Annotated in this window: 21 protein-coding genes and 1 pseudogene; 10 read left to right on the top strand and 12 right to left on the bottom strand. The window is 66.5% G+C overall.

Going from position 1 to position 19,305, the window contains the following annotated elements; translation table 11 throughout:
* The 4 genes and pseudogenes from A9976_RS18635 to A9976_RS18650 all read right to left on the bottom strand — a co-directional run.
* Positions 1-948 (bottom strand): annotated as a pseudogene (locus A9976_RS18635) (DUF2628 domain-containing protein); the annotation flags it as partial.
* 150 nt (positions 949-1,098) lie between these two features.
* On the bottom strand, positions 1,099-2,415 hold the full coding sequence (fahA, locus tag A9976_RS18640) for a fumarylacetoacetase (protein ID WP_183020237.1): 1,317 nt from the start codon (positions 2,413-2,415) through the stop codon (positions 1,099-1,101).
* A gap of 75 nt (positions 2,416-2,490) precedes the next feature.
* Complete coding sequence (locus A9976_RS18645; RefSeq protein ID WP_183020238.1) at positions 2,491-3,309, bottom strand: 3-hydroxybutyrate dehydrogenase; 819 nt, start codon at positions 3,307-3,309, stop codon at positions 2,491-2,493.
* Positions 3,306-4,049, bottom strand: coding sequence for a GntR family transcriptional regulator (locus A9976_RS18650; RefSeq protein WP_183020239.1), 744 nt, complete (start codon positions 4,047-4,049; stop codon positions 3,306-3,308). The genes A9976_RS18645 and A9976_RS18650 overlap by 4 nt, the downstream gene beginning before the upstream one ends.
* A gap of 189 nt (positions 4,050-4,238) precedes the next feature.
* Between A9976_RS18650 and A9976_RS18655 the strand changes: the two genes are divergently transcribed.
* On the top strand, positions 4,239-6,482 hold the full coding sequence (locus A9976_RS18655) for a hypothetical protein (RefSeq protein ID WP_183020240.1): 2,244 nt from the start codon (positions 4,239-4,241) through the stop codon (positions 6,480-6,482).
* A 72-nt stretch (positions 6,483-6,554) separates the two neighbouring features.
* The gene (locus A9976_RS18660; protein WP_183020241.1) at positions 6,555-7,670 is read left to right on the top strand and encodes a 3-deoxy-7-phosphoheptulonate synthase; all 1,116 of its coding nucleotides are present in this window, start codon (positions 6,555-6,557) and stop codon (positions 7,668-7,670) included.
* A 131-nt stretch (positions 7,671-7,801) separates the two neighbouring features.
* Here the strand turns inward: A9976_RS18660 and A9976_RS18665 are convergent, their stop codons facing one another.
* From A9976_RS18665 to A9976_RS18675, 3 genes are read right to left on the bottom strand one after another with little or no spacing between them, the layout of a single operon-like run.
* Positions 7,802-8,257 (bottom strand): PaaI family thioesterase, encoded by a 456-nt coding sequence (locus A9976_RS18665; RefSeq protein ID WP_046240527.1) that lies wholly within the window; start codon positions 8,255-8,257, stop codon positions 7,802-7,804.
* A complete protein-coding gene (locus A9976_RS18670; protein ID WP_183020242.1) occupies positions 8,250-8,717 on the bottom strand; it encodes a MerR family DNA-binding transcriptional regulator in 468 nt (155 codons plus the stop codon). The genes A9976_RS18665 and A9976_RS18670 overlap by 8 nt, the downstream gene beginning before the upstream one ends.
* A 29-nt stretch (positions 8,718-8,746) precedes the next feature.
* Positions 8,747-9,649, bottom strand: a complete 903-nt coding sequence (locus A9976_RS18675) for a LysR substrate-binding domain-containing protein (RefSeq protein WP_183020243.1) — start codon at positions 9,647-9,649, stop codon at positions 8,747-8,749.
* 117 nt (positions 9,650-9,766) lie between these two features.
* Here A9976_RS18675 and A9976_RS18680 point away from each other — a divergent pair, with 117 nt between their 5' ends.
* The 4 genes from A9976_RS18680 to A9976_RS18695 all read left to right on the top strand — a co-directional run bounded on the left by A9976_RS18680 (position 9,767) and on the right by A9976_RS18695 (position 12,802).
* A complete protein-coding gene (locus A9976_RS18680; protein ID WP_183020244.1) occupies positions 9,767-10,390 on the top strand; it encodes a glutathione S-transferase family protein in 624 nt (207 codons plus the stop codon).
* A gap of 20 nt (positions 10,391-10,410) precedes the next feature.
* A complete protein-coding gene (locus tag A9976_RS18685; RefSeq protein WP_183020245.1) occupies positions 10,411-11,448 on the top strand; it encodes an LLM class oxidoreductase in 1,038 nt (345 codons plus the stop codon).
* Between the two features lie 314 nt (positions 11,449-11,762).
* Positions 11,763-12,224: a mobile mystery protein A gene (locus A9976_RS18690; protein WP_099752166.1), complete on the top strand. Its 462-nt coding sequence runs from the start codon at positions 11,763-11,765 to the stop codon at positions 12,222-12,224.
* Positions 12,215-12,802 (top strand): mobile mystery protein B, encoded by a 588-nt coding sequence (locus tag A9976_RS18695; protein ID WP_099752167.1) that lies wholly within the window; start codon positions 12,215-12,217, stop codon positions 12,800-12,802. Before A9976_RS18690 ends, A9976_RS18695 begins: the two co-directional genes overlap by 10 nt.
* Positions 12,803-13,043: 241 nt before the next feature.
* Here A9976_RS18695 and A9976_RS18700 read toward each other — a convergent pair whose 3' ends face one another.
* Positions 13,044-13,826, bottom strand: coding sequence for an SDR family oxidoreductase (locus A9976_RS18700; RefSeq protein WP_183020246.1), 783 nt, complete (start codon positions 13,824-13,826; stop codon positions 13,044-13,046).
* A 66-nt stretch (positions 13,827-13,892) separates the two neighbouring features.
* Here A9976_RS18700 and A9976_RS18705 point away from each other — a divergent pair, with 66 nt between their 5' ends.
* Positions 13,893-14,852 (top strand): LysR family transcriptional regulator, encoded by a 960-nt coding sequence (locus A9976_RS18705; protein ID WP_183020247.1) that lies wholly within the window; start codon positions 13,893-13,895, stop codon positions 14,850-14,852.
* 32 nt (positions 14,853-14,884) lie between these two features.
* Here A9976_RS18705 and A9976_RS18710 read toward each other — a convergent pair whose 3' ends face one another.
* The 4 genes from A9976_RS18710 to A9976_RS18725 form a co-directional block, all read right to left on the bottom strand.
* Entirely contained in the window at positions 14,885-15,409 is a 525-nt protein-coding gene (locus A9976_RS18710; protein WP_183020248.1) for an AAA family ATPase, read from the bottom strand.
* A 230-nt stretch (positions 15,410-15,639) separates the two neighbouring features.
* Positions 15,640-16,182: a hypothetical protein gene (locus A9976_RS18715; protein ID WP_259649246.1), complete on the bottom strand. Its 543-nt coding sequence runs from the start codon at positions 16,180-16,182 to the stop codon at positions 15,640-15,642.
* Positions 16,183-16,307: 125 nt separating this feature from the next.
* Positions 16,308-16,715, bottom strand: coding sequence for a hypothetical protein (locus tag A9976_RS18720; protein WP_183020249.1), 408 nt, complete (start codon positions 16,713-16,715; stop codon positions 16,308-16,310).
* A gap of 60 nt (positions 16,716-16,775) precedes the next feature.
* Positions 16,776-17,036 (bottom strand): hypothetical protein, encoded by a 261-nt coding sequence (locus A9976_RS18725; protein ID WP_183020250.1) that lies wholly within the window; start codon positions 17,034-17,036, stop codon positions 16,776-16,778.
* 562 nt (positions 17,037-17,598) lie between these two features.
* On the opposite strand from A9976_RS18725, the gene A9976_RS18730 reads away from it, so the two are divergent.
* From A9976_RS18730 to A9976_RS18740, 3 genes are all read left to right on the top strand, one after another.
* Positions 17,599-17,913, top strand: coding sequence for a helix-turn-helix transcriptional regulator (locus A9976_RS18730; protein ID WP_012203973.1), 315 nt, complete (start codon positions 17,599-17,601; stop codon positions 17,911-17,913).
* Positions 17,910-18,266, top strand: a complete 357-nt coding sequence (locus A9976_RS18735; protein WP_183020251.1) for an SRPBCC domain-containing protein — start codon at positions 17,910-17,912, stop codon at positions 18,264-18,266. The genes A9976_RS18730 and A9976_RS18735 overlap by 4 nt, the downstream gene beginning before the upstream one ends.
* Positions 18,267-18,344: 78 nt before the next feature.
* Positions 18,345-18,950, top strand: a complete 606-nt coding sequence (locus tag A9976_RS18740) for an ATP-dependent Clp protease proteolytic subunit (protein ID WP_183020252.1) — start codon at positions 18,345-18,347, stop codon at positions 18,948-18,950.
* The last annotated feature ends 355 nt before the right edge of the window (positions 18,951-19,305 follow it).

Here is a 19,305-nt window from a genome sequence, read left to right on the forward strand (position 1 = left end):
GGGAGTGGGAGTGGGGGCGGGAGTGGGCGCCGGTTCCGTCCTTGGCGTTTCAACGGCAGCTACGGCTGCGGCGGGCGTTGGCGCCACGGCTGGTGCAACTGGCGAAACTGGTGCAGCGGCCGGTATGGCTTCGGACGGAATCACCTCCGTCTGTGCCGCCATGAAATGCGGCGTGCCCGACAGCGCCCAGATGCCTGCACCGGCAGCGGCGGCAAGCACCGCACCGGCCGCCACGGACAGCCGCTTGCGCAGGGGCGTGGCCGCGCGGCGGGCCAGGCGTTCGTGCGCTGCGGCCATGTTGGGGGCCTCGCCAATGGCTTGCAGCGTGTGGCGGCGCACATGGTGCCAGTACAGGGCATTGGCGCCCAGGCCGGGAATGGCAATGGCCAGCAGGATCAGCGTGGCATCGATGCCGTGGGCAATCGCCGGGGGCAGGCCCAGCGCGGGTCGCAGCAGCAGGCCCCAGACCAGGCCCGTGCCGCCGGCGGCCAGCGCATAGAGGCCGCCCTCTTGCCACAGCCCGCGCAGCCCGCACCAGGGCAGGGTGAACAGGCCTGCGGCCAGGTTCCAGGTAGGCAAGGGCTTGCCCAGCGCGTCGAAGCGCTCGAACAGGCGCAGGTAGTAGTCGCGCGAGGGCTCGCCAATCAGGCTGGCGTACAGGCCAGGCATCAGGCCGGTGCCCTGTCCGCCCATGAAGCTGGTGACGCCGGAATGTGCGCCGGCGCCTGCCCGCTCGTTGGGGGCAGCGGCGTCATCGCCGTGCTGCAGCGCATAGGCTGCGGCGGCGAAGGCGCTGGCTATCGAGGGCGGCAGTTTGCTGGGGCTCTTTGGAGTGTCGGCAGTGCCGGGCTCGGCAAAGGCGGGCTCCTGCCGAGCAGGGGCCGCCTGCCTTCCGAAGTCGATGGTGGCGGGAGGTGCTGAGATGGCGTCTTCCGATGGGGCGGGCATGTCAGCAATTGTGTCATGCACTCATGGCTGTCGGAATCACGACATTCGGGCGGATCGATCGGGTGAATCAATCGGTCAGATCCATCGCGCAGATCCATCGCGCAGATCAATCGGGCCGATCCATCGGCGCCGATCGATCTGCCTTTGCCATCAGGCCTGGCGCGCGGGCAGCACCGTGGCGCGGCACTCGCCGAAGCCGATGCGCGCGGCGCCCGGCTTCTCGCACCAGCCGCGCAGGATCACGGCATCGCCATCCTGCAGGAAGGTGCGGCTCTCGCCATTGGCCAGCGCCACGGGCTTCTTGCCGCCTTCGGTCAGCTCCAGCAGCGCACCGGCCTCGCTGGAGGTGGGGCCGGACAGCGTGCCCGTGCCCAGCAGGTCGCCGGGCTGCAGGTCGCAGCCGTTGACGCTGTGGTGGGCCACCAGCTGGGCCATGGTCCAGTAGGCGTGGCGATAGCTGGTGTGGGTGATCTGCTGGGCGGCCTGGCCTTCGGCGCGCATGCGGCCGGTCTCCAGCGCCACGCTCAACTGCACGTCGAACGCGCCGCGCTCGGAATTGGCGGCCGAGCTGAGGTAGGGCAGGGGCTGGGGATCTGCGGCGGGCCGCGTGAAGGCGGTGCGGTAGGGCTCCAGCGCCTCCAGCGTCACGATCCAGGGCGAGACCGTGGTGGCGAAGTTCTTCGACAGGAAGGGGCCCAGCGGCTGGTATTCCCAGGCCTGGATGTCGCGCGCCGACCAGTCGTTGAGCAGGCACAGGCCGAAGATGTGGTTCTCTGCCTCGTCCATGGAAATCGCCTCGCCCCAGGCGTTGCCGGCGCCGGTGTAGATGCCCATCTCCAGCTCGTAGTCCAGGCGTGCGCAGGGCTTGAGGGCGGGCGCGGCGGCGTCGGGCGCCTTCAACTGGCCCATGGGGCGGCGGAAGTCCACGCCCGACACGCGCAGGCTGGACGCACGGCCGTGGTAGCCGATCGGCACCCACTTGTAGTTCTCCATCAGCGGGTTGTCCGGGCGGAACAGCTTGCCGACGTTGGTGGCGTGGTGCACCGAGGTGTAGAAGTCCGTGTAGTCGCCGACCTGGGCCGGCACCGTGTACTCCACGTCGGACTGGGCCACCAGGCAATCCTTGAGCGCCGCCTGTGCGGCAGCGCCTTCGCGCAGCGCGCGCGACAGCGCCAGGCGCAGGGCCGACCAGGCGGCCGGTCCCATGGCCATGAAGCCGTTCAGGTGCTGTTGCGAAGCGGCTTCCAGCTGCGGCTGCACGGCATCGCCCAGCGCCTTGAGGGCACTGGCGCGCGCCAGGTCCAGCACCTGGTCGCCAATGGCCACGCCGCCGCGCCAGGCCTCCTGGCTGCCTGCGCGGCGGAACACCGCGTAGGGCAGGTTCTGGATGGGAAAGTCGCTGGCGCCGGTGTTGGCCGAGGCCACCCAGCTGCGCAGGCCTGCGTCATGGGTTTCGTTCAAGGACATCTGTCTCTCCTGGTTGGGTTTGTCTGTCGTTGGTATGAAAAGGGGTTTGGCGGGGCAGGGCGAGGCGTGGCGGGGTCAGGCGGCGGCAAAGCCGCCGTCCATGTTCCAGTGTGCGCCGCGCACCTGGGCGGCCTGCTCGCTGGCCAGGAAACCGGCCAGCGCTGCCACCTGCTCCACGGTCACGAAGGCCTGGGAGGGCTGCTTGGCGCCCAGCAACTGGCGGGCCGCCGCGTCGGCATCCAGCCCTTCGCGCGCGGCCAGCGCATCGATCTGCCTTTGCACCAGCGGCGTCAGCACCCAGCCGGGGCAGATGGCGTTGCAGGTCACGGGCGTGGTGGCGAACTCCAGCGCCACCGACTTGGTCAGGCCGATCAGCCCGTGCTTGCTGGCCACATAGGCCGGCTTGCGCGCCACGCCCACCAGCCCGCTGACCGAGGCGATATTGATGATGCGGCCCCAGCCGCGCTCCAGCATCTGCGGCGCGCAGGCCTGGATGGCGTGGAAGGGGGCCGAGAGATTGACGGCCAGCAGCTCGTCCCACTTGCCGGCCGGGAATTCGAGCAGCGGGCTGACATGCTGCATGCCTGCGTTGTTGACCAGGATGTCGATGGCGCCCATCTCGGCCGCAATGCGCCGGGCCAGCGGGGCGATGGCGCTGCCGTCGCGCAGGTCCAGCCCGTAGTGGCGCACCGGCACGCCGTGGGCCTGGGCGATCTCGCGCACCAGCGCATCGGTCTCGGCCGATGCGGCTGCCTGGCCATGCAGCGCAATGGCCGCGCCCTCGCTGGCCAGATGGCGCGCCACGGCCAGGCCGATGCCGCTGGTCGAACCGGTGATCCAGGCCACGCGGCCCGCATGCGGGCGGCAAGCCGGGGAGGAGGGGGTGGGGTTCATTTCAGAAGATCCATTTCCATATGCACGTACTCGCTGAGAAAACGCACCCGCGCCCAGTAGATCAGCAGCCCGTCGGCGTTGCAGGCCCAGCGCAGCGCCTGCATCAGCGGCGTGCCCAGGGCCACGCCCAGGTGCTCGGCTGCCAGTTCGTCGGCCGGCGCCACGCTCAGGTGCTGGCGCGCCACGGCAATGCGCGAGGGGTCGCTGCTCAGGGCCACGGCCAGGGAGCTGTGCTCCAGCTGGGCCTCGATCTCGGGAAACAGCTGCTGCTCCAGGTAGAGCTGGGACAGGCAGAACCGCGCCGCGTCATGGTCGTACACACGCAGCAGGTGCACGTAGGCGGGGGCCATGCGGCCCACGTCGGGGAAGCCTTCGGGAATCGGCGGCAGGCAGTCGCGCCCGGTGTGCAGGGTGATCTGGCCGATGTGGGCGCCAAAGGCCACCAGCTCCTTCCAGCTGGTAGGCAGCAGGAAGGACGGCGGCTTGTAGGGCGCCGCAATCACCCGCGTGCCGCCGCGCTTGCGCGTGAGCAGCAGGCCCTCTGCCACCAGGGCACCCAGCGCCATGCGCACCGTGGTGCGCGACACGCCATGCAGCGCCTCCAGCTCCTGCACCGTGGGAATGGCGCTGCCTATGGGCCAGGCGCCCGTGGACACCTTGCTGCGGAACAGCCGCGCCAGCTGCAGGTGCAGCTTGTCCCGGCCTTGTTGAGGGGCCGACGCGGTGGAGTTGGAGGGCATGGAGGCAATAAAGTATCTATTCAGTGCTTTTATTTTTACACAAAGCGCCAGCCCTGACAGCCTGTGCTGACGCCCATCGTTGACAAATGTCTTCAATTGAGCAGGCCGAATGACTTTTAAACTGCGGCCCTTTTTCGGTTTTTCGTTTTCCGTTTTTGAATGTTGGCCAAAGTGGCCGTTGGGTGTTTCATGCAGCAGCAACATGCTTGGGAGTTTTTTCGCGCCGGTGGAGTGGACCAGGTGGTCATACGCACCGGGCAGGACATTGCGCACATCGGCGAGCTGGACCAGAAGCTGTGGGTGGCCCTGGCCTGCCCCACGCGCGGCATCGAGTTCGACAGCGACACGCTGGACCTGATCGACGAGGACAAGGACGGACGCATCCGCCCGCCCGAACTGATCGCCGCCTGCCAATGGGCCGTGGCGCGCGTTCGCGACCCGCAGGTGCTGGCCGATGGCGGCGACGTGCTGCAACTGTCCAGCCTGGAGCGCGATAGCGAGCAGGGCGCTCTGCTGCATGCCGAGGCCGAGCGCATGCTGGCCCTGTCCGGCCAGGCCGGCGGCTCCGCGCTGAGCCTGGCCCAGGTGCGCGAGCGCCTGGCCTCCCTGGCAGCCATGCGCTTCAATGGCGACGGCATCGTCAGCCCCGCCACCGCCGGGGACGACAAGGCGCTGGCCGCTCTGGTCGAGCGCATCGGCAAGGCCTATGGCACGGCGGCGGGCGCCGATGGCGTGGCCGGCATCGCGCGCAAGCAGGCCGAGTCCTTCTATGCCGACCTGCGCTCCCTGCGCGACTGGCATGCAGGCGCCGAGGCGCTGGGCTGCGGCATTGCCGAGCGCGACCAGGCCCTGGCCGCAGCCCGCGCCGTGGACGCGGTGCAGGCCAAGGTGGACGACTTCTTCGCGCGCACACGCCTGGCCGCCTTCGACACGCGCGCGCAGGACCCGCTCAACCCCTCCATCGAAGGCTATGCCGCCCTGGGCCGCGAAGTGCTGGACAGTGGCGCCCAGGCCATTGCCGCCCTGCCGCTGGCCGCCGTGGCGGCCGACCGCGCGCTGCCGCTGGCCCAGGGTGTCAACCCCGCCTGGGCCGGTGCGCTGCAGGCCCTGCGCGAGCAGGCCGTGCAGCCCGTGCTGGGCGAAGACCTGCAGGAGATCAGCGCCGCGCAATGGGAACAGGTCAAGGCCGCGCTGCAGCCCTGCCGCCAATGGCTGGCGGCAAGGCCCGCCACACCGCTCGATGCCCTGCCTCAACAGGAGGTGCAGGCGCTGCTGGACGGCGGGCAGGAAGCCGCGCTGCTGGACCTCATCGCCCAGGACGAGTCCGAGAAGGAACACAGCCTGCAGGCCGTGGCGTTGGAAAAGCTGATCCGCCTGCAGCGCGACCTGCTGGCGCTGCTCAACAACTTCGTCTCGTTCAGCAGCTTCTACCGGCGCGAGGGCGCGGCCTTCCAGGCCGGCACGCTCTACCTGGATGCGCGCAGCTGCGACCTGACCGTGGAAGTGAGCGACACCGCCGCCCACGCCGCGCTGGCCGGCCGCGCCAAGACCTGCCTGGCCTACTGCGAGCTGCGGCGCGAGGGCAAGAAGAAAGCCATCGTCGCGGCCTTCACGGCGGGCGATGTGGACTTTCTCTTCGTGGGCCGCAACGGCGTGTTCTATGACCGCGCGGGCAACGACTGGGACGCCACCATCGTCAAGCTCATCGAGAACCCCACCAGCATCGGCCAGGCCTTCTTCCTGCCCTACAAGAAATTCCTGCGCATGGTGGAGGAACAGGTGGCCAAGCGCGCCTCGGCCAAGGAAGAGGGCGTGACCGCCAGCCTGGGCACGCAGGCCGGCCAGCTGGTCACGGCGCCCGGCACCGCTGCGGCCAACGCCACAGCCGCCACGGCTGCGGCCGCATCGCGCAAGACCGATGTGGGCACCGTGGCCGCCCTGGGCGTGGCCCTGGGCTCCATCAGCGCCGTGCTGGTGGGCATCTTCGGCAAGTTCATCGACCTGGGGCCCTGGATTCCCGTGGCCCTGGTCGGCCTCATCGCGGCCATCTCCGGGCCCAGCATGATGATTGCCTGGCTCAAGCTGCGCCAGCGCAGCCTGGGGCCCATCCTGGACGCCAGCGGCTGGGCCATCAACGGCCGCATGCGCATCAACCTGCCGCTGGGCCGCAGCCTGTCGCAGACTGCCAAGGTGCCCGTGGGCGCACGGCGCACGGCGGGCGATCCCTATGCGGAAGGCAACGGCCTGCGCAACACCCTGGTGGCGCTGGCCGTGGTGGCCTTACTGGCGCTGATGGCCTGGCGCCTGCACTGGGTCGACGGCCTGCTGCCTGCGGGCTGGCAGTACGGCGCGGCACCGGCCGCTGTGCCTGCTGCGCCAGAGTCCGCACCTGCGCCTGCGCCAGCAGCGGCACCGGCACCGGCGGCTCAGTAAGTCGAGGCCAAGGGGCGGGCAAGCCACTTGCCCCGCCCCGGTCGGGAAACCTCAAGGCGCGACAATAGCGCCATGACCTCCCCCACCCACGTACAACGCAGTGCCGTGCCCCTGAGCACGCACGACACCACCCGCATCGACGACCTGCGCATCAAGGCCGTGCGCCCCCTGATCACCCCGGCCCTGCTGCAGGAATGGCTGCCCGCGCCCGAAGCCGCGCAGCAACTGGTGGAAACCAGCCGCGCCGCCATCTCGGACGTGCTGCAGGGCCGGGACGACCGGCTCATCGTCGTCGTCGGACCCTGCTCCATCCACGACCACGACCAGGCCATGGACTATGCGCGCCAGCTCAAGGCCCAGGCCGACGCGCTGGCCGGCGAGCTGCTCGTGGTCATGCGCGTCTACTTCGAGAAGCCCCGCACCACCGTGGGCTGGAAGGGCTATATCAACGACCCGCACCTGGACGGCAGCTTCGCCATCAACGAAGGCCTGGAAATGGCCCGCGCCCTGCTGCTGGACGTGCTGGCCCTGGGCCTGCCCGTGGGCACGGAATTCCTGGACCTGCTGTCGCCGCAATTCATCAGCGACCTGGTCAGCTGGGGCGCCATCGGCGCGCGCACCACGGAAAGCCAGAGCCACCGCCAACTGGCCAGCGGCCTGTCCTGCCCTGTTGGCTTCAAGAACGGCACGGACGGCGGCGTCAAGGTGGCCAGCGACGCCATCCAGGCCGCCAGCGCGCCCCACGCCTTCATGGGCATGACCAAGATGGGCCAGTCCGCCATCTTCGAGACCCGCGGCAATGGCGACTGCCACGTCATCCTGCGCGGCGGCAAGCAGCCCAACTACGGCGCCGAGCATGTGCAGGCCGCCTGCGCCCTGCTGGAAGGCGCAGGCCTGCGCCCGCAGGTCATGATCGATGTCTCCCACGCCAACAGCAGCAAGCAGCACCGCCGCCAGATCGACGTGGCGGCCGACGTGGCCCAGCAGATCGCCGGTGGCGATGCCCGCATCACGGGGCTGATGATCGAAAGCCACCTGCAGGAAGGGCGGCAGGACATCGTGGACGGCCAGCCGCTGGCGCATGGCGTGTCCGTGACCGATGCCTGCATCAGCCTGGAGCAGACCGTGCCTGTGCTGGAGCAGTTGGCTGCGGCGGTGAAGGCGCGGCGGTTGAAGCTGCGGGGATGAGTTGACTGGCCGGGTCTGTTTTTGACCCGCATCAGGCAATGGGGCAGTCCTGTCCTTCGGCAGGACTGCAACCCCGCAACCGCCACGACGCAGGCGCTGACATACGGGGTGGGGAGACCGGGGGATCGTTCTCAGGCCCGCACGGGCCTCGGCTCCAGATTGCGCGCCGTCCCCAGCCAGGTCGCGCAATGCGTTTCATGACCGTCCTCGGCCACCGCGTACAGGTCCGCCGCGCAGATGCTGAGCACGCGGCCGGCATCCACCACGCGTCCGCGCGCCCGCAGGTGGGTGCCGCGTGCGGGGGCGAAGAGCTTCACGCTGCCGTCCACCGTGGCATTGGCCCAGCCTGGCGGTAGCACGGAGCCTGCGGCTGACACCGCCGCAAAGTCGCCCAGCGCAAAGATCGCCGTGGCCTGCAACTGGCCCGGCTGAAAGCACAGGGCATCGGCAATCGGCATCTCCAGCTCGGTGGCGCCGGGCTCGGCCCGCACGAAGCGCAGGCCCAGGGTGCGCGCCATGGGCATGGCCAGCACGGCCTTCTGCAGCGCCTGGGTGGATGGGGTGGGGTGGGTGGTCGGTTCAGTCATGGCTTGTCTCCTTCGTGGTGGGTGAAGCGGCGCGGCGCACGCGCGGCCAGGGCGCGGCGGGTTTGTCGGGGGTGCTGGCTGGGGCCGGTGCCGTCTGCGCCAAGTCCCGCTCGGCCTGGCGGGCGCGCAGCCACTGCACATGGTCCAGGGCCTGGGCGCGCTGGGCCTGCAGCGCGGCGATCTGCTCGTCTATCTCCTGCACGCGCTGCTGCACGGCATCGGCCAGGTCACCGGGACCTATGCGCCCCGCACGCCAGGCGCGCAGGTTCTCCGCAATGCGCGGCAGCCCGAACCCCAGCGCGCGGGACATGGCGATGAACACCACCTCGCGCCGGGCCGAGCGCGGATAGTCGCGGTAGCCATTGGGCAGGCGCCGGGGCTTGAGCAGGCCCGCGCGCTCGTAGTGCCGCAGCGCGTGGATGGAGACGCCCGTGAGCTGGGCGAGTTCGGAGATCAGCATGTGCCAAGGCTAGCAAGGCTCGTGCTGGGCTAGGGTTGGGGAGGTGACAGGTTTTTTCCCGCCTCGTCGCGAATCCATTCCAGGAACGCGCGCACTTCGGGGCGGTCGGCCGCTCCGGGCCGCGTCACCGCGTAGTAGGCAAATCGTGCGGGCCATGGCTTGTCCAGCACCTGGATGAGCCGGCCCGCCGCGATTTCTTCCTGGGCATAGGCCTGCGGCACCAGCGCCAGGCCCTGGCCAGCCTCTGCCGCACGGATCAGCAGGAAGTCATCGTCAAAGGCGCTGCCGCGCTCCGCGCGCAGGTCGCCCGCCACGCCATGCGCTTTCAGCCAGAGCGGCCAGTCTGCGCGGTCGCCGTCATGCAGCAGGGGGTAGCTGAGGCAATCGCCGGCCTCATGGATCACTGCCCCGTGCGCCTTCAGGAATCCCGGCGAGGCGACGGGTGTCAGAACCGGCGCCATGAGGGGGAGAACCTCCAGCCCCGGATAGTCTCCCAGCCCATGGCGCAAGGCCACGTCCACCCGGTCGCGCCGCAGGTCCACCAGTTCCGACGTGGCCTCCACGCGGATTTCGATGTCCGGGTGCAATTGCTTGAAACGCCCCAGCCGGGGCACCAGCCAGGATGCTGCAAACGTGGCGACCGTGCTGACGGTCAGGCTCCGTCTTGCCTTGGTGCTTTCCAGGTCGTGCATGGCCTGGTCGATTTGAAGAAACGCTTCGCGCAGCCTGGGGAACACGCTGGCGCCTGCCTCGGTCAGCCGCATGCCAAGGCGCTCACGCTCCAGCAACACCACTCCCAGGCGGTCTTCCAGCACGCGGATCTGCTGGCTGACGGCACCGGGCGTGACGTGCAGGGCCTGCGCCGCAGCCTTGACGCTTTTGCGCTGCCCCACTTCCACGAAAGTGCGCAGCGCCTGCAATGGATAGGTCATTCTATTTTTAGATTTACTAAATTCATTGAGCAGAAATCATCGCTTTAAATTAGACGTATACCTGTTGAGAATAAGTCTTTCCAGCGATTCTATGAATTAAGTTTATCTAAAATTCAAATGCTCCATCTCTATTCAGACAGCTCCCCCAATGGCTTCAAGGCGACCATTGCGCTTGAAGAGCTTTCGCTGCCTTACCAGCTGCACCATGTGCGCATCGATGAAGGCGAGCACCGGCAGCCGGCCTTGCTGGCGCTGAATCCCCACGGCCGCATTCCCGTGCTCACGGACAGCGAGACGGGTGTGGTGTTGTTTGAGTCAGCGGCCATTCTTCTGTACCTGGCCGACAGGACTGGGCAGCTGCTGCCAGAGGACCTGCAGGCCCGCTGGGAGGCGATCAAATGGCTGCAATTCCATGCGTCCAGTGTCGGGCCGCTGCTGGGCCAGCGCGTGCACTTCGAGCTGTTCGCGGACAGCCCGGTTCCTGCGGCCATCGAACGCTACCGGCGCCTGACGGAGGAGGCGTTCACGGTGCTGGACCACGCGCTGGAGGGCCGTTCCTACTTGGCCGGCGACTGCTACTCCATTGCAGATATTGCCCATTTCGGTTGGACGCACATCGCGCGAATCATCCACTTCGACTTCAGCCGGCACCGCCATCTGAGCGCATGGCATGAGCGGGTCGCGGCCCGGCCTGCGGTGCGCAAGGGCATCGCGCTGCCGTCACCGGCAACCGGCGCATGAACACGAGTCAGGTCCAGACAATGAACGCAACTCCTCTCTCCCCGCGCACGGGTGGGGCTTCCTATGCCTCGTTCTACGCACACCCTGGCTACCGGCGCATGTTTGCACCAGACCGGCTGACCGTGGGCATCTTCCTGCCGCTGCGCAGCTACAAGGGCGACATGTCGGTGCTGCGCGGGCAGGCCGATCTGGTCACCCGCATCGACCAGCATGGCTTTGCCGCCGTGTGGGTGCGCGATGTCCCTTTGTTCGATCCCTCGTTCGGGGACGCAGGGCAGGTGTTCGACCCCTTCACCTACCTGTCCTTCCTGGCAGCCCGTACGCGCAAGGTCGCCTTGGCCACCGGCAGCGCCATCGTCTCCCTGCGCCATCCGATCGACCTGGCCAAGGCCGCCACAAGCATTGACCAGCTCTCCGGCGGCCGGCTGGTGATGGGCTTGGCCTCTGGCGACAGGCCGATGGAGTTTCCCGCCTACGGACTGGAACACGCGGCCCGGGCACAGCGCTTTTCCCACGCGGTTGCCTATATGCGCCAGCTCATGCAGCCCGGGCTCCTGGACATCGACTCCCCGCTGGGGCGCCTGGAAGGAGCCGAGTTTCTCCCCCAGCCCGTTGCAGGGAGCATTCCGCTGATGGTGACGGGATCGTCAGGCCAGTCGCTGGCGTGGATTGCCGAGCATGCAGATGGCTGGCTGACCTACCCCGGTGCCACCCATACCCCCCGGGGGCCCCAGCACCTGGCGGAAAAAATCCGCGCCTGGCGTGACCTGATCCCTGGAGGCGCATTCCGCCCGCACATGACGAATGAGTGGATCGACCTGGTCGATGACCCCGGCCATCCCCCGACCCCGTTGCATGGGGGCTATGTCCTGCGCACCGGGCGCAAGGGACTGGTGGCATTGCTCGAACAGTGGCAGGCGGCAGGGGTGAACCATGCGGCGCTGGGCATCCAGTGGTCACAGCGCCCGCCCGCCGAGGTGCTGGAGGAACTGGCCCAGGAGGTGCTGCCGCACTTTCCCTCGCACGAAGGGCTGACGGCAGTGGCGGTTGACTGGTGAACGCAGGCTCGGGACAGGAGTGACCAGGCCTTGGCGAGCATGGAAAAGCACCGGGCGCCGAGCCCCGTGACAATCCGCCCCTCGAACATGGCCGATACGGTCTTGGACCGAGGTGGGTCATGGCTGATGGAGCCGTACCGTCCATGCAATGGCTTGCTGTAGGGGCTTCCATCTGCGTTGAGAGGACGGTTTTCTTGCTTTCTTGAGTGGAAGCACCCATTAGCTACATGATTCATTAATTGGAAGCAAAAAATCAAAATTTGATGCACTATAGGCTAACATGATTGCCTGATAAATAAGCCTATAGGCTAGCAATGTCTCCTGAACTGAATCAGCTTCGACTCGAACAGTTGGACGCAAACCTGTCAAATTACGCAGACTTGGTGAAGCAGCAGACGCCCGCACGGGGATGGCTGAAGCTCATCCGGGAGGCGTTGGGACGCACGCAACGCCAGCAGGCCCAGCGGCTGGGCGTCTCCGGTGCCACGCTGCACAAGTCCGAACAGTCCGAAGCGGAGGACCGCATCACGCTTGGGCAACTGAGAAAGCTGGCCGACGGGTTGGACTGCGAACTGGTCTACGCCCTGGTTCCCAGGCAACCGCTCACCAAAGTGGTTGAGGAACGCGCCCGCGTCATTGCCATGGAGGAGGTCGCGGGCGTGGCCCACACCATGGGACTCGAAGACCAGCGCCCGGGCGCCGATCGGCTTCGCAAACAGGTGGAACGCAGGACCGAAGAGTTGCTGCGCGGCCGATGGTCGGAGCTATGGCGATAGACCTCGACGAGCAGGACGGCCAGAGCCCGCTAGACCCGGACGAGAAGGCCGGGCTCATCCCCCAGCACTTGGCAACCAAGGGTGACCTGAATGAATGGGAACAGGAAAACCTCCTGATTGCTGTGCGCTGGCTGAAGCGGGTGCGGCCAAACGTGCTCAGCGAAGGATTCTGTCGAACCTTGCACTCCAAGATGTTCAGCCTGACGTGGTCGTGGGCAGGCACGTTTCGCAAGTCGGATAAGAACATCGGTTGCGATTGGACGCAGGTGGGCGTCCAATTGGCACAGCTTTTCGGGAACACGCAGTGGTGGGTGGAAAACGCCACCTTCCCTCCTGACGAAATCGCCGCGCGCTTTCACCGCGATCTGGTCTGGATTCACCCGTTTCCCAACGGCAACGGACGCCACTCGCGCATGATGGCCGACGCGCTGTTGCGCAGTCTGGGACAGCCGGCCTTCTCTTGGGGAAGTGGCAGCAATCTGGTGGCGGCCAATGATGTACGGGCTCGCTACCTTGCGGCCTTGCGAGCTGCAGACCAAGGCAACTATCAACTGTTGCTGGCATTCGCCCGTAGTTGAGCGGGGTCCGTTGTCCGCCATCGAGTGGACTCGCTGCAGCTGCTCCGCGTCTGTGCTTGAGCAGCTTCCTCTGGGCAGACGCCCCGTGAGCTGTGCGAGTTCGGAGATCGGCATGTGGCAAGGCTGCCAAGGCTTGTGCTGGACCAGGGTTGGGGAGTGACAGGTTTTTCCGACCGCTCAACGCAATCGTGAACGGTCAAAAGGCCTGATTCCGCCGTGCATCCACAAGACCCAAGAACATTCAAGCTTGGTGCGCTGCAGGCCTCATCACGCGTGCCGTGAACCGGGCCATGAACTCGCGTGTGGCAACGCGGGCGCCCAGGGCCGTCAGGTAGTTGGCACAACCGTGCACCACCGAGGCGCGGTTGTCGTCGAAGGCTTTCAACCCGAGGCGAATCACGTCTTCGCTGGACGCTTTTTTCCCGAAGGATGCGGCCTCGCCGGCGCGGGCGAAGAACGCCGTGTCGGTTGCGCCCGGGCACAACGCCAGCACACGCACGCCGCGCGGCCGGTACTCGGCCCAGAGCGCTTCGCTGAACGAAAGGACGAAGGCCTTGGTCGCGCCGTAGACCGCCATGTAGGGGACCGGCTGAAACGCTGCCGTGGAGGCGATGTTGATGACGCCGCCCTGGCGCTGCTCCAGTGCGGGGAGGCACAGGTGCGTCAACTCCACCAGGGCGCCCACATTCAGGTCGATGGCCTCCCGCTGCATGGCCAGCGCCAGTTCATCAAACCTGCCATGGGAGCCGAAGCCCGCGTTGTTCACCAGCAGATCCGGCAGCAGGCCCCTGGCGCTGACGGCATCGAAGACCCGCCGGGCCGCCCCGGGTGTGGCCAGGTCCTCCACCAGGAATTCGGCGCCGGGCAATTCGCTGGCGAGCTTTTCGAGCCTGTCGCGGCTGCGCGCGATCAGCACGACTTTGGCGCCACGGCGGGCAAGCTCCCTGGCGAATACTTCGCCGATGCCCATGGAGGCGCCGGTCACCAGGACGGTTTTCTGGGAGAAATCAAAAGGGGTTTTCATGCACTCGAGTATTGCGACGGGGTGCCCGCCTGGGAATGGGCAGCGCTGGTAAGCTGATTTGCATTCATGAAAAACCAACCGCCCACCACCTGGGATGACCTGCGCGTGCTCCTTGCGCTTCACCGCCACCAAAGCCTGCTTGCCGCAGGCGCTGCCCTGGGCCTGTCCACCTCGACCGTCGCGCGGCGCATCGAGGCGCTGGAGCAATCCCTGGGCCGCGCCCTGGTACACCGCAGCAGCGCAGGGACGACGGTCGAGCCCGATGCGATGGAACTGGTGGAACTGGCCGAGCAATTCGAGCTGGGACTGGGCGGCATCAAGCGCGACGACCGGCCCGATGAGAAGGCCCATGCGCTGACCGGCACCATCCGCGTCAGCATGGGAGAGGGCTTCGTGAAGCCCGTGACCGCCGTGCTCTCGCAGTTGAGAAGCGCGCACCCCGGACTGCATATCGAAGTGGCCGTGGAGTCGCGCTTCACGGATGTCGGGCGGCGCGAAGTGGACGTGGCGCTCAGGGTCGGGCGCTCCAGCTCGGCCGTGGTGGTGGAGAAAGGGGTGGGGCAACTGACGTTTGGCCTGTACGCCTCGCACGGCTATGTCGAGCAGCGCCTGCCGGGTCGCCACCTGTGCGTGCAGGACTTCGCCAGCCACGATTTCGTGGGACAGGACCTGGCCACCGGCCGGCAGGACGCATCCAACCTGTGGCTGGCCAGCCGGGGAGCTACCCGGTTCGTCTTTCGATCCGGCTCCGACCTGGCCCGCCAGGAGGCCACGGAGCAAGGGCAGGGCATTTGCCTGCTGCCCGACGCCATGGCCCATGCCGTGCCCGGCCTGGTGCGGCTGGAGGTGGACGCGCCGCTGCCGTCCTGCCCGGTGTACCTGGCCTATCACCGCGACCGCCGCAACGTGCCGGGGGTGCGGGCAGTCATTGATGCGCTGGGTGCGGCGCTGGCCGATGGGCTGCAGCCGCCAGCGGAAAAAGCGGCAGTGGAACGACCCGGAGCCGACCTTCGCCTGGCCCGATAGCAGTCTTTCAAGACGCGTGCTGGCCGGCTTGCTCAGACGTCAAACGACGCGTTCGCCCCCTCCGTGACGAAGCTCACCTCGAACTCTTCGCATTCGAATTCGTCGGGAGACTCCCAAAGCTTGCTCGCCATCTCGAAGACATGGTCCGGTACGACCATGGAAAACGTGGGACCTCGCTCTTCATTCCTGCGTCGAACACGCGCACGACGGATTTCCAAGGGCGCGTCGAGGACATGGAGGTGAGGCGGAAATCCTTCGTTCGTGATCATTCGACAGAACTGGATTCTTGGTTGCTGCTGGATCAGGCCAAGCTCGAGCACAACGTCTCGACCCGACGCCAGTATTCTGCGGCTGTGGTTCCATATCAGACCCAGCAACCGTTCCTTTCGCTCAACATACCAAGGCACAAAATCGCCGCCCGGGCGGTCTGGGCTGAACAGCGTCGCAAACCACTCGTCGAGCGGGATGTGCACGCCGTTGCTGCTTGCAGCCAGAGCCGCGCCGAAGGTGGATTTGCCAGCCCCTACCGGGCCTTCGATCAAATGAACTCGAGACATGCTTGACGGTCACGGATTAAGAAACGGGCGAGATTATGACGTGGCCTCCACCGCCCGCTCCTGGCAGGCTGCGACTGTCGCAGTGCCAAGCCCTTGCGCCAGGGCCCGGCGTGGCTGGTGCTGTTCATTCTCTTCAGGCGCGGCCCGCCGTGTGAGCTGCGCCATGCAGGTAAGACCGGAGTGCCAAGCGGCCTGATTGCGGCTGACAACACCCAACGGAAACGGTCACGTCAGGCCGCGACTTCCGCGAGCAAGGTTTTGGCGGCAAGCTTGCCGAGCGCATTGCCAGCCAGCGGGCTGTCGCCCGTGATGAGTTGCCGGTCCCGGTGCACCGCGCCCGAGATGCCATCGTTCACGATCTCGATGCCCAAGGCCTTGAGCCTTTCGCCGAACTTCCAGGTCAGGTGACCCGGCATGTAGCCGATGTCGGGGGGCTGCGCGTCGAGCGCGTCGGGGAAGGCACATATCTTGTAGCCACGGTAAATGTCGCTGTCGCCAACCGCGAGGAATGCGGCAGGGCCGTGGCACAGAGAGATGACGAACCGGTTGTGGCCGACCGACCATTCCAGCGCCGCCCCCACGTCACGGCTGACGGGCAGGCCGATCAGTGCGCCATGCCCGCCAGGCACGAAGATGGCTGCATATTGCTCCAGGCCCTGCGCAAGCACAGACGACAGGCGCAGCGGCTGCTTGAACTGCGGGTAGTACTTGTTGAAGAAGCCCTTGACCAGTTGGTTTGAATTTTCAATGTGCTTACTTCTTGTGAATTTCAATTGTCAATTGAATTTTTTATTGATAACTCAAATCTGAGTTTGCATTGACTGCGTAATTTCAAGGTGGCCAAGCGGTTTGCGGATGAGGGGTTGTCTGCTGGGATGTCGTGAAGCGCATGGCGTTCTCATGCAGACAGTGCGCGCCACACCTTGCGCATATTTGCCGAAACCCGAAAGAGCGCGGCGGGCTCGGTCTCATGGAGGGAAGCCCAATACATGATTGTTGATCTGTGAAGCTCCGGTCTCGACAGCAGAAGTGGCTCCAAGGCCGACCAGGCAGCGTCGAACTCGGATGGAGGCTCCATGTCTTCGCCGCTCTGGATCAGTATCTCCATGAGGGAGATACGCTCATCGTCGTTGAGATTTCCCGTGCAATAGAGGTCGAGGAACTCGCCGAAACGCCCGCCGTCAGCCACCTCCCACTCCCAGTCCTGCATTTCTACGGAGAACCGCAGCGCGAGCTGCGCCGCGAGCTTCATGCGTGCGGCGCAAGTGGGGGCGCGAAGCGGGCCATTGGAGTGCTCTTTGGCCATGTGCTGCCTCAAGACTAGGTGTCCGGTGCCGGGCGGGTTGCCGTGATCCCCTGGCGCCATTCACTGAATCCAGTTGCCACGCCGGGCATGAGTGCGTGTCCATCCGTCATCGATCTTGCCGCCGTTGATCTCGCAGGAAGCTGGCGTCTGCGTCGTGCCCTGCACCCTGGCGCCCGTGTGGTTTGTCATGGAAACGGGGGCGGCAACCACGAGGGTCACCACCCGGCGATCCTTGGTGGCGCTCAGGTACGTGGCGCCGGGGGGCAGGCCGGCATTTTTCTGGTACCAGTCAAGGCACAGGCGCGCTTCTTCCTCCAGCATGGAGGAGGGCGATAGAGCCTGCGGCGCGGGGGCAGACGCGGGCTTGGTGGCGGGCTCGGTCGGCATTGCTTCCCGCAAAGGCCCGGGGGATGCAGGGGGCGGATCCAGTTGCATGGGCCTGGTGGTGGTGCCTTGCGGGCAAGGGGCATCCTGGTACCAGGTTTTTCCATCGGCAAGGCATTTCATGACGGCCTGGGCATCGGGGGCCAGGCCGGCTGCTGCCGCCATCCACAGCAGGCTTTTCAGCAGGGCGGTCTTGTTTCGGAGGGGCTTGAGGGAAGTGCGCTTTGCAGGTCTGCTGCCGCCAGTGGATGAATGGGCCATTGAGTCTCCAATGAAGTGAACTGGCTGCTGCGGGCCTTTGCCCCCGGCGTTGCCAATGCGCTGAGGGGCTGGAAATGACGGGTTTCCTGGCTCTTTTGCGGCCCCGTGCAGCGGTTATACGTCAGCCACTTCAACCCACCAATTCACCTGCCGAGCCAGACTTCCTCGAGCAGGCCTTGTCGGTGGCGTTTGCCATGGATCGCTTGCATTTGAAATAAGTGATTGCTAAAGTGTCGCCATGCCCGAGAACGACATCTTCAAGGCCCTGGCCGACCCTACGCGCCGCTCCATCTTCGAGAAGCTGGCCGCTGGCAGCATGCATGCCAGCGCGCTGCGCGAGGGGATGGAGATCAGCCAGTCGGCCATGTCCCAGCACCTGGCCGTGCTGCGCAATGCGGGGCTGGTGAGCGAGCAGCGCCAGGGGCGCTTCATGCATTACGAGGTCGATCCCGAAGGGCTGGCGCAGATTGCGGGCTGGCTGGCGAAGTACCGCGCCTACTGGCCGCAGCGCGTGGATGCACTCAAGGGCCTGCTCAAGGACATGGACCAATGAACAAGGTGAGCAATATGGACACCGACGATGCGGCCCGCGAGCTGGTGCAGGAGTACGCGCTGGACGCTCCGCCCGAGAAGGTCTGGCGCGCGCTGAGCATTCCCGAGCTGCGCGCGCAGTGGCTGCCGGGCACCGAGCATGCCGAGCCTTTGCAGCAGGTGCCGCAGCAGGAACTGCGCCTGCGCCTGCGCGAGGCGGAGCCGCCCTTTCTGGAAAGCACGGTGGACCTGCAGATCAGCCCCGCAGCCGATGGCGGCACGCTGCTGCGCATCGTCCATGTGCTGACCGATGCGCGGGTGCAGCCCGCCAGGGAAGCGGCCAACGACGACGGCTTCCTGATGTACGCGACCTGAAGCCCTGTCCGGGCAACGGGGCATGCGGCGCAGGGCCGCAGCCATTTCTTTTTCACCACCACACACAGGAGTTCGCCCATGCGCGAATCGATGATGCTCGTCCCCATGGTTGTCGAACAGTCGGCGCGCGGAGAGCGGTCCTTCGACATCTACTCGCGCCTGCTGCGCGACCGCGTGATCTTTCTCAACGGCGAGGTCAACGACGCGGTCTCTGCCCTGGTCTGCGCGCAGCTTCTGTTCCTGGAGGCGGAGAACCCGGACAAGCCCATTCACCTCTACATCAACTCGCCGGGCGGGGTGATCACCAGCGGGCTGGCCATGTACGACACCATGCAGTTCATCAAGTCACCCGTGCACACGCTGTGCATGGGCACGGCGCGCTCCATGGGCTCCTTCCTGCTCATGGCCGGCGAGCCCGGACACCGCATGGCCCTGCCCAACGCCAGCCTGCACGTGCACCAGCCGCTGGGCGGCGTGCAGGGCCAGGCCTCCGACATTCGCATCCATGCCGAGGAAATGCTGCGCACCAAGGACCGCGTGACACGCCTGTACGCCCAGCACTGCGGCCGCAGCTACGAAGAGGTGGAACGCGACCTGGACCGTGACCGCTTCATGACCGCAGAAGAGGCCCGCGAATGGGGCCTGATAGACAAGGTTCTGGACCGGCGCACGGCGCCGGCCTGAGGCGCAGCCAGCGGCCAGCAGCCCGCGTCCCTTCCCCCACCCCCGTATGTCAGCGCCTGCGTCGTGGCGGTTGCGGGGTTGCAGTCCTGCCGAAGGACAGGACTGCTTCGTCAACTGACTCGCCGTGATGTTTGAACGTAGCGCGCAGCGCGAAGTGAGTTTCACGGCGAACCCCGCAACCGCCACGACGCAGGTTGCCCGCAGCGAAGCGGAGGGTCGCGGACATTCGGGTCGTCTTTCTTTGGCCTACGTTTCTTTGACGAATCAAAGAAAGGTAGGTCGGCCGCCGGGCCGAGACCCGGCCTCGAAAAACAACCCCCCGGCAGGGTCAAAGACAGGACCCCCACCCCACGCC

Source organism: Delftia sp. UME58, assembly GCF_014170385.1.
GTDB classification, from domain to species: domain Bacteria; phylum Pseudomonadota; class Gammaproteobacteria; order Burkholderiales; family Burkholderiaceae_C; genus Comamonas; species Comamonas acidovorans.

Bases quoted from the DNA above. Each gene is read 5' to 3' on its own strand.
- A9976_RS18645 (WP_183020238.1), bottom strand. From the start codon at position 3,309: ATGAACCCCACCCCCTCCTCCCCGGCTTGCCGCCCGCATGCGGGCCGC.
- A9976_RS18660 (WP_183020241.1), top strand. From the start codon at position 6,555: ATGACCTCCCCCACCCACGTACAACGCAGTGCCGTGCCCCTGAGCACG.
- A9976_RS18700 (WP_183020246.1), bottom strand. From the start codon at position 13,826: ATGAAAACCCCTTTTGATTTCTCCCAGAAAACCGTCCTGGTGACCGGC.
- A9976_RS18675 (WP_183020243.1), bottom strand. From the start codon at position 9,649: ATGACCTATCCATTGCAGGCGCTGCGCACTTTCGTGGAAGTGGGGCAG.
- A9976_RS18720 (WP_183020249.1), bottom strand. From the start codon at position 16,715: ATGGCCAAAGAGCACTCCAATGGCCCGCTTCGCGCCCCCACTTGCGCC.
- A9976_RS18695 (WP_099752167.1), top strand. From the start codon at position 12,215: ATGGCGATAGACCTCGACGAGCAGGACGGCCAGAGCCCGCTAGACCCG.
- A9976_RS18685 (WP_183020245.1), top strand. From the start codon at position 10,411: ATGAACGCAACTCCTCTCTCCCCGCGCACGGGTGGGGCTTCCTATGCC.
- A9976_RS18665 (WP_046240527.1), bottom strand. From the start codon at position 8,257: ATGACTGAACCGACCACCCACCCCACCCCATCCACCCAGGCGCTGCAG.
- A9976_RS18735 (WP_183020251.1), top strand. From the start codon at position 17,910: ATGAACAAGGTGAGCAATATGGACACCGACGATGCGGCCCGCGAGCTG.
- A9976_RS18680 (WP_183020244.1), top strand. From the start codon at position 9,767: ATGCTCCATCTCTATTCAGACAGCTCCCCCAATGGCTTCAAGGCGACC.
- A9976_RS18725 (WP_183020250.1), bottom strand. From the start codon at position 17,036: ATGCTGGAGGAAGAAGCGCGCCTGTGCCTTGACTGGTACCAGAAAAAT.
- A9976_RS18705 (WP_183020247.1), top strand. From the start codon at position 13,893: ATGAAAAACCAACCGCCCACCACCTGGGATGACCTGCGCGTGCTCCTT.
- A9976_RS18655 (WP_183020240.1), top strand. From the start codon at position 4,239: ATGCAGCAGCAACATGCTTGGGAGTTTTTTCGCGCCGGTGGAGTGGAC.
- A9976_RS18730 (WP_012203973.1), top strand. From the start codon at position 17,599: ATGCCCGAGAACGACATCTTCAAGGCCCTGGCCGACCCTACGCGCCGC.
- A9976_RS18710 (WP_183020248.1), bottom strand. From the start codon at position 15,409: ATGTCTCGAGTTCATTTGATCGAAGGCCCGGTAGGGGCTGGCAAATCC.
- A9976_RS18670 (WP_183020242.1), bottom strand. From the start codon at position 8,717: ATGCTGATCTCCGAACTCGCCCAGCTCACGGGCGTCTCCATCCACGCG.
- A9976_RS18690 (WP_099752166.1), top strand. From the start codon at position 11,763: ATGTCTCCTGAACTGAATCAGCTTCGACTCGAACAGTTGGACGCAAAC.
- fahA (WP_183020237.1), bottom strand. From the start codon at position 2,415: ATGTCCTTGAACGAAACCCATGACGCAGGCCTGCGCAGCTGGGTGGCC.
- A9976_RS18650 (WP_183020239.1), bottom strand. From the start codon at position 4,049: ATGCCCTCCAACTCCACCGCGTCGGCCCCTCAACAAGGCCGGGACAAG.
- A9976_RS18740 (WP_183020252.1), top strand. From the start codon at position 18,345: ATGCGCGAATCGATGATGCTCGTCCCCATGGTTGTCGAACAGTCGGCG.